We start from the raw sequence: 14,262 nt of genomic DNA, 5'->3' as shown, positions 1-14,262 counted from the left end.
GGGGGCGGCGGGTCACCTGGCGAAGGCGAGATCGCGCAGGAACAGGGCGATCTGCGGAAAGAAGATCAGCGCGACCGACACCGACAGCAGCATCAGGATGAACGGCGGCGTGCCGCGGATCACCTCGAAGTAGGGCCGCTTGAACACCGCGATGGCGGTGAAGATGTCGCAGCCGAACGGCGGCGTGGCCGAGCCGATGGCGACCTGCAGGGTGATCACCGTGCCGACCAGCACCGGGTCCAGCCCGACCGACTCGACCACCGGCGCGAAGATCGGCACGAACACCAGGATCACCACGATCGGGTCGACGAACATGCAGCCGATGAAGAACGCGATCGAGATCACGAACAGCACCCCGATCGGCCCCATCTGGTCGATGCCGATCGAGCCCAGCACCGCCTGCGGGATCTGCGCGAACGAGATCACCCACGAGAACGCCGCCCCCGCCGCGACCAGGATGAACACCACCGCGGTGATCAGCCCGGTGGACTTGGCGGTGGCGTAGACGCCCTTCAGGTCCAGCTCGCGGAACACGATGGTCTCGAGCACCAGCGCGTACAGCACGCAGGCCGCCGCCGCCTCGGTCGGCGAGAAGATGCCGCCGTAGATGCCGCCGATGATGATCGCCGGGAAGCCCAGCGGCCACAGCGCCGCGCGGGTGGCGCGCAGCCGATCGCCCCAGCTGGTCTTGTCCTCGGTCGGCACGTTGTTGCGGACCGCGTAGATGTACGAGTAGATCGAGAACAGCACCAGGATCAGCAGGCCCGGCCCGATGCCGGCGATGAACAGCTCGGCGATCGAGGTGTTCGAGACCACGCCGTAGATGATCATGCCGATCGACGGCGGGATCAGGAAGGCGATGTCCGAGGCGTTGACGATCAGCGCCAGCACGAAGCTGTCGTTGTAGCCCGCCTTCAGCATCCGCGGCCGCAGCGGCGAGCCGATCGCCACCACCGTCGCCTGGGTCGAGCCCGAGACCGCGCCGAACATGGTGCAGGCCGCCGCGGTCGACACCGCCAGCCCGCCCTTGAGATGGCCGACGAAGCTCATCACCAGGTCGATCAGCCGGCCCGCCGACTGGCCGCGGGTCATGATGTCGGCGGCGAAGATGAACATCGGCACCGCGATCAGCGATGCCGGCCGGATCCCGGCCATCATCTGCTGGACCATGGTCTCCATCTGCGCCAGGCCGCCGAACATGGAATAGAAGCCGACGAAGGCGCCGACGATCAGCGGGATCATCATCGGAAAGCCCAGCAGCAGCAGCACGATCATGATCGAGAAGATGGTGACCGCCATGGCTCAGACCTCCAGCTCTTCGTCGTCGTAGCCCTCGATCACGTTGGTCGACAGGTAGATGTCGCGCTCGATCATGTTCTTGATCGCGGTCAGGATGTACTGCAGCCCGGTCATGAAGAAGCCGATCGGCACCCAGACCAGGATGACCCACACCGGGATCTGCAGCGACGGCAGCACCCGGCCGCGGCCGGCCTGCGTCAGGATGTACTGGAACGAGTACCAGGCCAGCCCCAGCATGAATACCGCCGTGACCAGCGCGATCAGGATCATCAGCGGCTTGCGCAGCCGGAACGGCAGCGCGTCGAAGATCGCCGACATGCGGATGTGCCGCCCCTGCCGCGCGGCGTAGGAGATGCCGGCGAAGGTGATCAGGATGATCAGGATCCGGTTCAGTTCCTCGGAGAAGAAGATCGAGTTCTGGAACACGAAGCGGCCGACGACATTGGCGATGGTGTTCGCCGCCATCAGCAGCACCCCGGTCGCCAGCATCACCGATTCGACGCGGCTGATCGCGTTGTCGATCGCGCCCAGCGGGCCGGGCAGGCTGGAGCGGTAGGATTCGAGCGGCGGATCGTCGGTGCCGGTGGTGTCGGTCTGCGACCTGAGCTGCGAGTTGGACTTGTCTTCTGACACCGGGCTACCCCGTTCGCTGCTGGCATGACGCGCCCCCCGCGGCAGATCCGCGGGGGGCGTAGGGCGCGCAGGCGCGGTCCGGCAAGGCGGTCAGCCCCCGACCGCGGCCAGATCCTGTTTCATCTGCTCGAGGATCTTCCTGCCGCTGTCGCCGGTCATCTCGATGAACGCCTCCTCGACCTCGCCGGCGGTGTCCATGAACGGCTGGCGCTCTTCCTCGGAGAGGATGTTGATCTCCATCTCGGGCTTGGCCTGCTTGATCTTCTCGAGCGATTCCTCCTGCAGCCCGGACTGGTATTCGAGGATGTACTCGAACGCGACGTCGGTGGCGTTCCGGATCACCTGCTGGTCCTCTTCGGACAGCCCGTCGAAGAAATCCTTGTTGGCCATCACCGCGGTGGTGAAGTTGTTGTGGCCGATACAGGTGATGACGTCGGTGACCTCGTACATCTTCGTCGACTCGAGGAAGAAGCCGGGGTTCTCCTGGCCCTGGATGATGCCGGTCTGCAGCGCGCCGTAGACCTCGCCCCAGGGCAGCGGCGTCGGGGTGGCGCCGAACGCGCGGTAGCTTTCCACCAGCAGCGGGTTGGTCATCACCCGGAACTTGACCTCGTTCAGGTCCTCAGGGCTGCGCACCGGCTCCTGCGTGGTCAGGCAGACGTCGCCCTCGGGGAACATGCTGAGCAGTTCCAGCCCCTGCTGGGCGTAGAGCTCGGGGAACATCTCGTTGATCGCCTTCGAGGTGCGGAAGAACTCGAACAGCTCCTCGTCCTCCTGCGGCAGCAGGTAGGGCACGAAGAACACCTGCGCCTCGGGGATCAGCGCGCCGGTGAAGCCGGGCGACTGGTCGACGAACTGCAGGATGCCGGCCTGGGCCTGCTCCATGATGTCGGCGGACTCGCCGAGCGTGCCGTAGGGGAACAGCTGGATCTCGTGCTCGGAGTTGGCCTCGACCTCTTCCTTGAACTTCTGCGCGTACTTGCCCTGGACCTCGTCCAGCGCCTCCTCGAAGGCGTAGCGCCAGGTCTCGGCGTCGGCGGGCGCGGCGACGGTGGCGGCGACGGCGGCGACGGCCCCGACCGCCAGACCGGACATCAGCGTCCTGTGGGTCTTGGTCATGAAACTTCCTTTCCTGTCGATTTCCTGTCCATGCGCTGCTTCGCGTCCATGCGCTGCTTTGCGTCCATGCGCTGCTTTGCGTCCATGCGCTGCTTTGCGTCCATGCGCTGCTTTGCGTCCATGCGCTGCTTTGCGTCCATGCGCTGCTTTGCGTCCATGCGCTGCTTTGCGTCCATGCGCTGCTTTGCGTCCATGCGCTGCTTTGCGTCCATGCGCTGCCGCACGATCCGCCCGCGGCGGATCGATTGTCCTGATTGTCGGGACAGTAGGACCCGGACCGATCATGTCAATGTCGATATTGGATCAGTACAAGTGGCGCGCGGCTAGATCTGCGGCACCACCGCCTCGGGGTGCTCCGAGGCCAGCCGCGCGACGATGCGCAGCCCGCGGGCGAAATCCGGGAAGCTCTGCCCGCCCAGCGCCAGCCGCAGGCCGGGGTGGCGGTCGTGCGCGCCGATGGCGAAACTGCCGGCGCGCGCCACCGCCACGCCGGCGTCGCGCGCCGCCGCGGCCAGCGCGTCCTCCTGCGCGACGTCGGCGCACGGCAGCCAGGCGTGCAGGCCGCTGGGGCTGATCCGGTGCGCCACCGGGCTCAGCACCGACGCGGCGAAATCCGCGCGGTCGCCCAGCGCCACGCGCTGACGCTGCAGCAGCCGCTCGGCGGTGCCGGTCTCGATCCAGCGCAGGGCGATCTCCATCGCCAGCGAGGTCGCCATCCAGCTGGTCACCAGGTGCCGGTTCGCCGCCGCCGCGCCGAGATGGTTCGGCACCACCAGAAAGCCGATCCGCAGCCCCGGCAGCACGCATTTGGTCAGGCTGGTGAAGAACAGCACCCGTTCCGGCGCCAGCACCGCCAGCGGCGGCGGCGCGGCCTCGTGCAGCGGCCCGCTGGAGTGGTTCTCGACGATCAGCACGTCGTGGCGCCGGGCGATCTCGACCAGCGCCTCGCGGCGCCGGCTGCTCATGGTGAAGCCCAGCGGGTTCAGCCCGGTGGGCATCAGGTGCAGCACCTTGACCGGCTCTGCGCGGCACGCGGCCGCGAACGCCTCGGGGCGGATTCCGCCCTTGTCGGTCTCCAGCCCGCGCAGCCGCAGCCCGAGATAGCGGGTCAGCGGCCGCAGCGTGTGGTGGCCGATCTCCTCGGCCACCACCAGATCGCCGGAATGCGCCGCGGTCATCAGCGCCACGGTCATCGCCGCGGTGCCGCCGTTGGTCGGCACCACCGCGGACGGCGGCGCCGTCAGGCCGCACAGCGCCAGCCAGCGCGCCACCGCGCCGTGGTCGCGGTCCAGCAGCGTGCCGGCGCGGAACGCCCCCAGCACCGCGTCGGGCACCGAGCGGGCGATGTCGCGCAGCGCCTTCTGGAACGCCTCCTTGTGGGTGTGGTCGACCACCGGCTTCAGGATCGACATGTCGATCAGCCGGCCGGCGGTGCGGTGGCTGACGAACGGCACCCGCAGATCGTCGGACAGCGCGCGCACGAAGGTGCCGCGGCCGACCTCGCCCTGCACCTTGCCGGCCTCGACCAGCTTGTCGTAGGCGCGGCTGACGGTCTGCACGCTGAGCCCGAGATCGAACGCCAGCTGCCGGTGCGTCGGCAGCTTCTGCCCCGGCTTCAGCTCGCCGGAATCGATCGCGGCCTCGATCAGCTGCACCAGCGAGCGATAGGCCGGCCGCTGCAGGCTGCCGGGTCGGGGAGGCCAGATTGTCATGAAAGGAACATTGCGCCTGTCATGACATTTGACAAGCCCGGACCCCCTGCGCATGACTTTGCCATGGCGTTTATCAAACTCGATAGCCGGGACCTGGCGATCCTGCAAGTGCTCGCCCGCGAGGGCCGCATCGCCAAGACCGCGCTGGCCGAGCGGGTGAACCTGGGCGCCTCGGCCTGCGCCGAGCGGCTGGGCCGGCTGGAGAAGGCCGGCGCGATCGACGGCTATCGCGCCGAGGTGGCGCTGCGCCGGCTGGCGCCGCACGTCACCGTGTTCGTGCTGGCCGAGCTGGGCGCGCACCGGGCCGAGTCGTTCCAGCGCTTCGAGGCGGTGGTCGCGCGCCATGACGAGATCACCGGCTGCTGGGCGCTGGGCGGCGGCTATGACTACCTGCTGCAGGTGGTGACGGCGGACATCGACGCCTATCAGCGGCTGATGGACGCGCTGCTGGAGCAGAACGCCGGGCTGGCGCGCTATTTCAGCTACATCGTCACCAAGCCGGTGAAGTCCGCGCCGCCGCCGCTGGATCTGCTGATTCCCGACGCTTCCGGCTGAGCGCGGCCGCCGCCGGCGGATGCCCGGCGCGGGCCGGCCGCGACCGGCGGATCCGCGGCCCGGTCCGGCCCCTGCCGCGAAATTTCCGGCGCCCCCGGCGGTATGCTGATCCGCGACGGCAACCACAGCGGAAAGGGCAAGCGCGATGACCGAGATGCAGAGACCGCCGAGCGGCGGCTTCCCCGTTCTTTCCCGGCCGCGGCTGGCGCGGCACTTCGGCTATCTGGGCGGCGAGTGGGTCGCCGACCCCGGCGCCGACAGCCTGGCGGTGACCGATCCCGCCACCGGCGCCGTCGTCGGCGAGGTGGCCCGGCTGGGCACCGACGCCGCCCGCCGCGCTGTCGATGCGGCGCACGCCGCCTGGCCGGCGTGGGCGGCGCTGCTGCCGCAGCAGCGGGCGGCGGTGTTGCGGCGCTGGTCCGAGCTGATGCAGGAGAACCGCGAGGACCTGGCCCGGATCATGACCGCCGAGCAGGGCAAGCCGATCTCGGAGGCGCGCGGCGAGATCGACTACGCCGCCTCGTTCCTGGAGTTCTACGCCGAGGAGGCGCGGCGGCCGAACATCGAGGGCGTCACCTCGCACCTGCCCGGCGCCGAGGTCGAGGTCTGGCGCGAGCCGGTGGGCGTCGCGGCGCTGGTAACGCCGTGGAACTTCCCCTCGGCGATGCTGACCCGCAAGGCCGGCGCGGCGCTGGCGGCGGGCTGCACCGCGGTGGCGCACCCGTCGGGCGAGACGCCGTTCTCGGCGCTGGCGCTGGCCGAGCTGGGCGAGCAGGCCGGGTTGCCCGCCGGGGTGTTCAACGTGATCCCCGGATCGGCGGCCGAGATCGTCGGCGTCTGGATGCGCGATCCGCGCGTGCGTGCGGTGTCGTTCACCGGCTCGACCGGGATCGGCCGGCAGCTGTATGCGCAGGCCGCGGACACGGTCAAGCGGCTGGTGCTGGAGCTGGGCGGCCACGCGCCGTTCCTGGTGTTCGACGACGCCGATCTGGACCGCGCGGTGGCCGAGGGCGTCAAGGCGAAGTTCGCCACCTCGGGGCAGGACTGCCTGGGCGCGAACCGGTTCCTGGTGGCGCGCGGCGTCTACGACGCGTTCTGCGCGCGGTTCGCCGCGGCGACGCGGGCGCTGAGCGTCGGGCCCGGCATCGACGATCCGGACATCGGCCCGCTGATGAACGCGAAGGCGATCGCCAAGCAGCAGGACCATGTGCGCGACGCGCTGGCGCGCGGCGCGCGGCTGCTGTGCGGCGGCGCGCGGCACCCGGCGGGGCCGCTGTTCTTCCAGCCGACGGTGCTGGCCGACGTGCCGCCGGACGCGCGGATCATGCACGAGGAGACCTTCGGCCCGGTCGCCGCCATTGCCGCCTTCGACGACGAGGCCGAGGCGGTGCGCCGCGCCAACGACACCGAGTACGGGCTGATGGCCTATCTGCACAGCCGCGACCCGCGCCGGATCTTCCGCGTCAGCCGGGCGCTGCGCTTCGGCATGGTCGCGGTCAACCGCACCAAGGTCACCGGCGCGCCGGTCCCGTTCGGCGGCATGAAGCAGTCGGGGCTGGGCCGCGAGGGCTCGCGGCTTGGGCTGGAGGCGTTCACCGAGGTGAAGTACCTCTGCCGCGACTGGGGCTGATTGGGCGGGGCCGGGCGGGCGGGGCCGGGTTTCCGGCCCGGCCCCGCCCGGTTTCTCAATAGGCCTGCCGCCGGCGGATCCGGGTCTGGCGCTGGCTGGCGTCGATCGCCTGTTGCAGCGTCTCGATGCCCTCGGCGCGCAGCAGCGCGACGAGATGGCAGAACACCTGCCCGGTGGCGAGGGCGTCGCCGAGCGCGGTGTGCCGCCGCTCGGGCGGGATCTCGATCCCGAAGCGCGCCGCCAGCGCATCGAGGCTGTGCGCGGCGGCCTCGCCGAACAGCACCGAGGACAGCAGCACGGTGCACAGCACCGGGTTGTCGAAGGCGCGGCCGATGCGGCGCTGCTCGGCCTTCAGGAACGCCATGTCGAACGGCGCGTTGTGCGCCACCAGCACCGCGCCGGCGCAGAACTCGTGGAACGCGCGCCCGGCGGCGGCGATGTCGGGCGCGCCGGCGACCATGTCGTCGGTGATCCGGTGCACCAGCGTCGAGGCCGGCGGGATCGGCCGGCCCGGATCGACCAGCGCGTCGAAACGCTCGCCGCGCAGCAGCCGGCCGTTGACGATGCGCACGCCGGCGATCTGCACGATGCGGTCGCCGCTGGCCGGCTCCAGCCCGGTGGTCTCGGTGTCGAACACCACGAACGGCAGTTCGGCCAGCGGCCGGTCGGCCATCGCGCCGGCGTCCGCGGCGGTGGGCAGGTCGAAGTCGTAGAACTCGGGGCGCGCCTCGGACGGGTGCGCCTCGGGCGCGGCGGCGGCCTCGAGCGGCAGCACCAGGCGGTGGCCGCCCTGCCCGTCCGGCTCGGCCCAGATCTCGGTGCCGTGGGCGGCCAGGGTGTCGCGCCCGGTGTAGGCGCCGTAGCCGGGCGACAGCGGCCGCGCCAGCCAGTTCTGCAGCTCGCCGTCGGCGACCCCCGGGCCCTGCCAACCCAGGGTCAGCCAGATCTCGGCGCCGCGCGCCTCGGTGCCGGCGGTGACGCCGCTGCGGCCCGGCGCGCCGGCCATCCCGTGCAGCACGTTCGACAGCATCTCGATGACGGCGAAGGCGTCGCAGCGCACGAACGCCTCGTCCGGGTCCGCGGCGGTAACGACAGCGGCGGCGAGGCCGCGCCCGCCGAGCCCGTCGAGGATGTCGCGCACCGCCACCTTCGACATCGGCCAGCGGCGCCGGGCCAGCGCGGCATAGCGCGTCTCGAGATCGCGCAGGCAGGCAAAGAGCTTGCCCAGCTCCTGCTGCTGGGCGGCGGTGAACCGGGCCCGCGTCGCCGGGTCCATGTCCGGCGCGGCGGCGTGCGCATCGAGGATCGCGCCGACCGCCGAGACCGGGCGGCGCACGCCCTCCATCAGCGCGTGGAACAGGTGGTCGCGCTCGCGGCGGACGGCGAGCTCCTCGGTGGTGTCGCGCAGGATCAGGACATAGCCGGCGGGGGCCATGTCGATGCGGCTGACCTGGCCCAGCAGCATGCGCTCGCCGGCGCAGCTGGTGGCGAGGAACGGCTCGGCCCCGGCGCCGCCGCGCGCGTGCCGCGCCGCCAGCCGCTCGAGCGCGTGGCGGATCGGCTCGGGGCGCAGCACCCGGTCGAGCGGGCGGTCGAGGCCGAGCCCGCCCAGCAGGTCCTGCGCGGCGCGGTTGTAGAGCATCACCCGGTGCTCGGTCGTGGCCACGATCACGCCTTCGGCCAGGTCGCGGACCAGCGCCTCGAACATCACCTTCTCGCGCTGCAGCCGGCGGGTCTGGTCGGCCACCGCCTGTTCGCGGGCGACGCGCGCCTCGACCAGCGCGGCGCTGATCGCGCCGGCGGCGGCGGCCAGCGCGCCGAGATGGCGCGCCGGGCGCTGGTCGATGCCGGCCTCGCGCACGTCGAGCCGCGCCCGCGTCGCCAGATCGCCGCTCAGCGCCAGGATCGGGCGGGCGACGTGCTCGTCGAACAGCAGGCCGATCCAGGCCGCCAGCCCGGCGATGCCGAGGCCGCCGACCACGCCGGCGATCACATAGCCCTGCGCCGGCCCGCCGGCCTGCCGCGCGCCCAGCCACAGGCCGAGCGCCAGCGCGGCGCAGCCGCCCAGCGCCAGCGCGACGAAGAACAGCGCGACGCGCTGCCTCAGGCCGAGACGGTCATGCATCTTCCCCTTCGCCCAGCAGCTCGGTGATCTTCTCGGTCAGCTCGGAGTTCGCGAACGGCTTGGTCAGGAACGCGTTGGCGCCCAGCGCCAGACCCTTGCGGCGCTCCATCGCGCCGCCGCCCGCGGTCATCATCAGCACCTTGACGTTCTTCAGCGCGGCATTGCCCCGGATGTACTGGCACACCTCGAACCCGGAACGCTTGGGCAGCATCACGTCCAGCAGGACCATGTCCACCGGCTGCTCGTCGAGCGCCCGCAGCGCCGCCTCGCCGTCCTCGACCCGCCGCAGGTTGTGCCCCATGCGGCCGATCAGGAATTCCAGCGCGAAGGCGATGTTGTCCTCGTCCTCGACCAGCAGGATGTTCTTCGCGGTCATCGCCTCGCCCCCGTCATCGCCAGTGTCATCGCCCCTCGTCCTCGCCCATCAGGAGTCGCAGGCCGCGCGGATCAGCGGATCGCCGGCGCCCAGCACCCGCCAGTCGGCGGCCACCGGGTCGGCCAGCGCCGCCTCGGTCACGTCGGCGCGCGCGGCGCCGGCGCAGTCGATCAGCTGCGGCCGGCGCGCGGTCGGCCGCCAGCGCTCGAACAGGTAGACGTCGAACAGCGCGACGCCGGGCGCGTCCGGGTTGCGCTGCGCGCCGGCGCGGTCCAGCGCGACCAGGCGCGTGGTCTGCGGCGCCAGAAAGGTCCACGGCTTCCAGGCGATCGTCTCGGACACCCGGTCGACCACCGCGACGCCGTCGGGCAGGCCGCCGGCGGTGCGCCCGGCCCAGCTGTATTCCGACCAGATCGAGAACGCGATCATCGCCGCGCCGGCGGCGACCGGCGGCAGCCAGCGCGCCAGCCGGTTGCCGGTCAGCCGACGCAGCGCCATCACCAGCCCGGCGGCGGCGATGCCGGCGACGAAGGTGGCTATCAGCTCCAGAAACATCGCCCTATCCCAACATGTGCCGGCCCTGACCCAGGGCGGACTGCATCGTCCTGATCACCATGAAGGCGTCGCGCAGATGGTTGCGTTCCAAGTCTGACAGATCGGCGGGCGACATGAAATTGTCCGGTGCCCGGTGCCGCCGGACCTGCGCCGCCTGGTGCCGCAGCCGGGTCTCGGCGATCAGGTCGTACGCGTCGAGCAGGTCGGCCGCGCCGGCGGACGAGATCAGCCCCGCCGCCCCGGCGGCGGCGATCCGCTCGCGCGTGCCGACCTCGGTGATGGAGCCCTGCAGCGCGTAGACCCGGCCCAGGTCGACCACCGGAACCACGCCGGAGTGCTTCAGATCGACGGTGTTCTTGTGCTCGCCCGAGCGGATCAGCGCGAAGCCGCGGAACAGGCTGAGCGGCGGCGTGTGCTTGAGCGCGTTCGAGATCATGTGCGCCACGAAGATCGAGTTGCGCCGCGCCATCTGCAGCGTCTCGGCGTGCAGCGCGCCGTACAGCGCCGCCGTGCCGGCGATCGGGCGCAGGTCGAACATCACCGAGGCCAGCATCTGCGCCTGCGTGTCGGGCTGCGCGATCCAGCCGGCGAAATACTCGCGCCAGACCCGGCGCGGCTGCCGCCAGCGCGGGTTGCTGGCCATCATCTCGCCCGGGCAGTAGACGAAGCCGCAGGTGTTCAGCCCGTCCGAGACGAACCCCGCCAGCGCCGCGAAATAGGCGTCGTCGGCGGGCGTCGCCGCGTCGTCCAGGATCAGGCAGTTGTCCTGGTCCGAGACGCCGGTCTGCTCGCGCCGGCCCTGGCTGCCGCAGGCCAGCCACAGGTACGGCACCGGCGGCGGGCCCAGCCTTGCCTGCGCCAGCGTCAGCAGGCGGCGGGTGACGGCATCGGTGATGTCGGTGATCCGGCGGCTGATCGCCTGGTGGCCGACCCCGGCGGCGACCAGCTGCGCCAGCAGCGAAGGGGTGCGCGCGACCACCGCGGCCATGGTCTCGACGCTGTCGGCCTCGACGATCTCGGCGATCATGTGGCTGGCGGTGGCGGCCTGGCGGCGGAACAGGTCGGTCTTGCCGATCATCCCGACGATGCGCCCGTCGCGCTGCACCGGCAGGTGGCTGATGCCGTGGTCGGCCAGCGTCACCAGCGCGTCGATGCCCAGCGCGTCCGGCGCGATGGTGATCGGGCCGGGGGTCATGATCCGGTCGACGCGCACGTCGCCGCCCAGCCCCTCGGCCAGCACCTTGCCGGTCAGGTCGCGCGCGGTGACGATGCCGACCAGCCGCGCGCCGTCCATCACGATCACCGAGTTGATGTTGCGGTCGCGCATCAGCCGCGCCACCTCGGTGATGCTGGCGTCGGGGGCGCAGGTCACCGGCTGGTCGGCCATCAGGTCCTCGACCCGCAGCGCGGTCAGGCCGGTGGCGTAGGGGCCGCCGTCGTCGGGCTCGGCCGGGACGGTGCGGGCGAACCAGTCGCGGAACGCCGGCACGCTGTCGGCGAGGCGCGCGAAGGTGGCGGCGGGAACCAGGTACAGGCGCGCCGCCTCGACCACGCGCGAGGTCAGCTGCGCGCGCCCGTCGCGCATCAGCCCGCGCTCGCCCAGCAGGTCGCCGGCGTTGCGGCGCGAGACCACGACCCCGCCCGGCGCCTCGGACTGCACCGCGCCGGTCTCGATCACATAGAGCCCCGGCAGCTTATCGCCGCGCTCGAACAGCACGTCGCCGGCGGCGTGGCGGACGACCCGCGCGGTGGCGGCGACCTCGGCCCGGGCCTCGGCGGGCAGCAGGTCGAACGGCGCGTGGCGCATCAGTCCTTCGGCGTCGCTTGTAGCCCTGGGCACGTCGGCGGCTCCACTGGCGGGGTGCATGGCGCAATCATCCTAAAAGGCAGGCCCGGTCGCCGGCAAAATCTCCGGCCGGGGGTGGGAGGGGGCCGCACGGCCCCCTCCGCGTTCGCGTCAGTGGCTCTGGGCCGCCGCCGCGCCGCGCGGGATGCGGACGCTGCGGACCAGTTCCTTGATCTCCTGCGGGGTCTCCTTGGTCATGCCCGCCACCAGGTAGGCCACGGCGAAGTTGATCGCCGCCCCGATCGCGCCGAACGAGGTCGACTTGACCGTGAACAGCAGCGGATCGGCGTCGTCGAAGCTGGCGGTGCCGGGGATGAAGAACCACCCCTTGTGCAGGAAGATGTAGACCACCGTCACCAGCAGGCCCGCGACCATGCCCGCCACGGCGCCGTGATTGTTGATCTTGGTCGAGAAGATCCCCATCATCAGCGCCGGGAAGATCGAGGCCGCGGCCAGGCCGAAGGCCAGCGCCACGGTCTGCGCCGCGAACCCCGGCGGGTTCAGGCCCAGGTAGGTCGCCACCGCGATCGCCACCGCCATCGCGATGCGCGCCGACAGCAGCTCGCCCCGTTCGCTGATGCTGGGGTTGATCGCCCCCTTGATCAGGTCGTGGGACACCGCCGACGAGATCGCCAGCAGCAGGCCCGCCGCCGTCGACAGCGCCGCGGCCAGGCCGCCCGCCGCCACCAGGCCGACGACCCAGCCCGGCAGGTTGGCGATCTCGGGGTTGGCCAGCACCAGGATGTCGCGGTTGAAGTTGGTCAGCTCGTTCCCGGCCCAGCCGTTGGCCGCCGCCTTCTCCTCCATCGCGGGGCTGGCGTCGTTGTAGTACTGGATGCGGCCGTCGCCGTTCTTGTCCTCCCAGCCGAGCAGACCGGTCTTCTGCCAGGTCGCCATCCAGTCGTACTGCGGCTCGTTCTCGATCTGCTCGAGCGAGACCGCCTGGCCGTCGGTGCCGTTCGGCCACATCAGGTCGGTGATGTTCAGCCGCGCCATCGCGCCCACGGCCGGGGCCGTCAGGTAGAGCAGCGCGATGAACACCAGCGCCCAGCCCGCGGACCAGCGCGCGTCGGACACCTTGGGCACGGTGAAGAACCGCATGATCACGTGCGGCAGACCGGCGGTGCCGATCATCAGCGACAGCGTGAACAGCACCATGTTGAAGGTGTCGCCGTGGTGCACGGTGTATTCGGCGAAGCCCAGGTCGCGGACGATCTGGTCCAGCTTGGCCAGCAGCGGCTCGCCGCTGGCGGTGTGGTCGCCGAACAGGCCCAGGCCCGGGATCGGGTTGCCGGTCAGCTGCAGCGAGATGAACACCGCCGGGATCGTGTAGGCCAGGATCAGCACCACGTACTGCGCCACCTGGGTATAGGTCACGCCCTTCATGCCGCCGAACACCGCATAGGCGAACACCACCGCGGCGCCGATCAGCAGGCCGGTGGTGTTGGAGACCTCGAGGAAGCGGCCGAAGGCCACGCCGACGCCGGTCATCTGGCCGATCACATAGGTCACCGAGGCAACGATCAGGCAGATCACCGCCACCAGACGGGCGGTCGGGCTGTAGAACCGGTCGCCGATGAACTCGGACACGGTGTACTTGCCGAACTTGCGCAGGTAGGGCGCCAGCAGCAGCGCCAGCAGCACGTAGCCGCCGGTCCAGCCCATCAGGTAGGTGGAGTTGTCATAGCCGACGAAGGCGATCAGCCCCGCCATCGAGATGAACGAGGCCGCCGACATCCAGTCGGCCGCGGTCGCCATGCCGTTGGTGACCGGGTGTATGCCGCGCCCGGCGGCGTAGAACTCCGAGGTGGTCCCGGCGCGGGCCCAGATTGCGATGCCGATGTAGAGCGCGAAGCTCGCGCCCACGAACAGCAGGTTGATCGTGAACTGATCCATCATTCCCGTCCCTTATTGCTCGTCGACGCCGTGCTGGCGGTCGAGCTTGTTCATCCGCCAGGCGTAGAAGAAGATCAGCGCCAGGAAGACCAGGATCGAGCCCTGCTGCGCGAACCAGAAGCCGAGGTCGGTGCCGCCGACCTTGATGCCGGACAGCAGCGGGCGCAGCAGGATGCCGAACCCGAAGGACACGAGGGCCCAGATCACCAGACTCCACTGGATCAGGCGCAGGTTGGCCTTCCAGTAGTCGTTGCTTTGCTCTTCGGACATTTTACTCCCCTATCTTGGTTTGGGTTTCTTGGTCGGAGTCCCGGGGGCGGCGGGCCCGGTGCCCGCCGCCCCCCTTGTCACGCCGCTTTCGTCCCGTGTCGCGGTCATCGCGCGTCCCTCGGTCGTTGCCGGTCAGGCGGGGCGGTTCGCGATCAGCTCGTCGACGACCGAGGGGTCGGCGAGGGTCGAGGTGTCGCCGAGGGCGCCGAGGTCGTTCTCGGCGACCTTGCGCAGGATCCGGCGCAT

13 protein-coding genes are annotated in these 14,262 nt (G+C 70.9%); 2 read left to right on the top strand and 11 right to left on the bottom strand.

The genetic code is table 11. The features are described from left to right. Window positions 1-12: 12 nt before the first annotated feature. The 5 genes from GE300_RS18035 to ehuR all read right to left on the bottom strand — a co-directional run bounded on the left by GE300_RS18035 (window position 13) and on the right by ehuR (window position 4,763). Window positions 13-1,299 carry a TRAP transporter large permease gene (locus tag GE300_RS18035; RefSeq protein ID WP_154448661.1) on the bottom strand — a complete coding sequence of 429 codons (1,287 nt, stop codon included), beginning with the start codon at window positions 1,297-1,299 and terminating at the stop codon, window positions 13-15. A 3-nt stretch (window positions 1,300-1,302) separates the two neighbouring features. Continuing rightward, on the bottom strand, window positions 1,303-1,932 hold the full coding sequence (locus tag GE300_RS18030) for a TRAP transporter small permease (RefSeq protein ID WP_325063308.1): 630 nt from the start codon (window positions 1,930-1,932) through the stop codon (window positions 1,303-1,305). Window positions 1,933-2,022: 90 nt separating this feature from the next. Next, window positions 2,023-3,051: a TRAP transporter substrate-binding protein gene (locus tag GE300_RS18025; protein WP_407647735.1), complete on the bottom strand. Its 1,029-nt coding sequence runs from the start codon at window positions 3,049-3,051 to the stop codon at window positions 2,023-2,025. Continuing rightward, complete coding sequence (locus tag GE300_RS18020; RefSeq protein ID WP_154448657.1) at window positions 3,048-3,263, bottom strand: hypothetical protein; 216 nt, start codon at window positions 3,261-3,263, stop codon at window positions 3,048-3,050. Before GE300_RS18020 ends, GE300_RS18025 begins: the two co-directional genes overlap by 4 nt. Before the next feature lie 111 nt (window positions 3,264-3,374). After that, window positions 3,375-4,763 (bottom strand): MocR-like ectoine utilization transcription factor EhuR, encoded by a 1,389-nt coding sequence (gene ehuR / locus GE300_RS18015; RefSeq protein WP_233417164.1) that lies wholly within the window; start codon window positions 4,761-4,763, stop codon window positions 3,375-3,377. Window positions 4,764-4,826: 63 nt separating this feature from the next. Between ehuR and GE300_RS18010 the strand changes: the two genes are divergently transcribed. Both GE300_RS18010 and GE300_RS18005 read left to right on the top strand, forming a co-directional pair. Continuing rightward, window positions 4,827-5,318, top strand: coding sequence for an Lrp/AsnC family transcriptional regulator (locus GE300_RS18010; RefSeq protein ID WP_154448653.1), 492 nt, complete (start codon window positions 4,827-4,829; stop codon window positions 5,316-5,318). Between the two features lie 145 nt (window positions 5,319-5,463). Beyond that, complete coding sequence (locus GE300_RS18005; RefSeq protein ID WP_154448651.1) at window positions 5,464-6,948, top strand: NAD-dependent succinate-semialdehyde dehydrogenase; 1,485 nt, start codon at window positions 5,464-5,466, stop codon at window positions 6,946-6,948. Window positions 6,949-7,003: 55 nt separating this feature from the next. On the opposite strand, the gene GE300_RS18000 is transcribed toward GE300_RS18005, so the two are convergent. The 6 genes from GE300_RS18000 to GE300_RS17975 form a co-directional block, all read right to left on the bottom strand. Beyond that, the gene (locus GE300_RS18000) at window positions 7,004-9,073 is read right to left on the bottom strand and encodes a 3'-5' exonuclease (RefSeq protein WP_154448649.1); all 2,070 of its coding nucleotides are present in this window, start codon (window positions 9,071-9,073) and stop codon (window positions 7,004-7,006) included. Next, window positions 9,066-9,449 (bottom strand): response regulator transcription factor, encoded by a 384-nt coding sequence (locus GE300_RS17995; protein ID WP_154448647.1) that lies wholly within the window; start codon window positions 9,447-9,449, stop codon window positions 9,066-9,068. Before GE300_RS17995 ends, GE300_RS18000 begins: the two co-directional genes overlap by 8 nt. Before the next feature lie 48 nt (window positions 9,450-9,497). Next, window positions 9,498-10,004 carry a hypothetical protein gene (locus tag GE300_RS17990; protein ID WP_154448645.1) on the bottom strand — a complete coding sequence of 169 codons (507 nt, stop codon included), beginning with the start codon at window positions 10,002-10,004 and terminating at the stop codon, window positions 9,498-9,500. A gap of 4 nt (window positions 10,005-10,008) precedes the next feature. Further along, complete coding sequence (locus GE300_RS17985) at window positions 10,009-11,871, bottom strand: DUF294 nucleotidyltransferase-like domain-containing protein (RefSeq protein ID WP_154448643.1); 1,863 nt, start codon at window positions 11,869-11,871, stop codon at window positions 10,009-10,011. A 90-nt stretch (window positions 11,872-11,961) separates the two neighbouring features. Further along, the gene (locus GE300_RS17980) at window positions 11,962-13,746 is read right to left on the bottom strand and encodes a sodium:solute symporter family protein (protein ID WP_154448775.1); all 1,785 of its coding nucleotides are present in this window, start codon (window positions 13,744-13,746) and stop codon (window positions 11,962-11,964) included. 12 nt (window positions 13,747-13,758) lie between these two features. Next, window positions 13,759-14,016 carry a DUF4212 domain-containing protein gene (locus GE300_RS17975; RefSeq protein WP_154448641.1) on the bottom strand — a complete coding sequence of 86 codons (258 nt, stop codon included), beginning with the start codon at window positions 14,014-14,016 and terminating at the stop codon, window positions 13,759-13,761. Between the last annotated feature and the right edge of the window lie 246 nt (window positions 14,017-14,262).

The sequence above is a fragment of the Halovulum marinum genome (assembly GCF_009697225.1).
GTDB lineage: Bacteria > Pseudomonadota > Alphaproteobacteria > Rhodobacterales > Rhodobacteraceae > Halovulum > Halovulum marinum.
This window is presented reverse-complemented; position numbering and strand designations above follow the sequence as displayed.

Coding starts and splice junctions, on each gene's coding strand:
- GE300_RS18035 (WP_154448661.1), bottom strand. CDS start 1,299: ATGGCGGTCACCATCTTCTCGATCATGATCGTGCTGCTGCTGCTGGGC.
- GE300_RS18025 (WP_407647735.1), bottom strand. CDS start 3,051: ATGACCAAGACCCACAGGACGCTGATGTCCGGTCTGGCGGTCGGGGCC.
- GE300_RS18020 (WP_154448657.1), bottom strand. CDS start 3,263: ATGGACGCAAAGCAGCGCATGGACGCAAAGCAGCGCATGGACGCAAAG.
- ehuR (WP_233417164.1), bottom strand. CDS start 4,763: ATGACAATCTGGCCTCCCCGACCCGGCAGCCTGCAGCGGCCGGCCTAT.
- GE300_RS18010 (WP_154448653.1), top strand. CDS start 4,827: ATGGCGTTTATCAAACTCGATAGCCGGGACCTGGCGATCCTGCAAGTG.
- GE300_RS18005 (WP_154448651.1), top strand. CDS start 5,464: ATGACCGAGATGCAGAGACCGCCGAGCGGCGGCTTCCCCGTTCTTTCC.
- GE300_RS18000 (WP_154448649.1), bottom strand. CDS start 9,073: ATGCATGACCGTCTCGGCCTGAGGCAGCGCGTCGCGCTGTTCTTCGTC.
- GE300_RS17995 (WP_154448647.1), bottom strand. CDS start 9,449: ATGACCGCGAAGAACATCCTGCTGGTCGAGGACGAGGACAACATCGCC.
- GE300_RS17990 (WP_154448645.1), bottom strand. CDS start 10,004: ATGTTTCTGGAGCTGATAGCCACCTTCGTCGCCGGCATCGCCGCCGCC.
- GE300_RS17985 (WP_154448643.1), bottom strand. CDS start 11,871: ATGCACCCCGCCAGTGGAGCCGCCGACGTGCCCAGGGCTACAAGCGAC.
- GE300_RS17980 (WP_154448775.1), bottom strand. CDS start 13,746: ATGGATCAGTTCACGATCAACCTGCTGTTCGTGGGCGCGAGCTTCGCG.
- GE300_RS17975 (WP_154448641.1), bottom strand. CDS start 14,016: ATGTCCGAAGAGCAAAGCAACGACTACTGGAAGGCCAACCTGCGCCTG.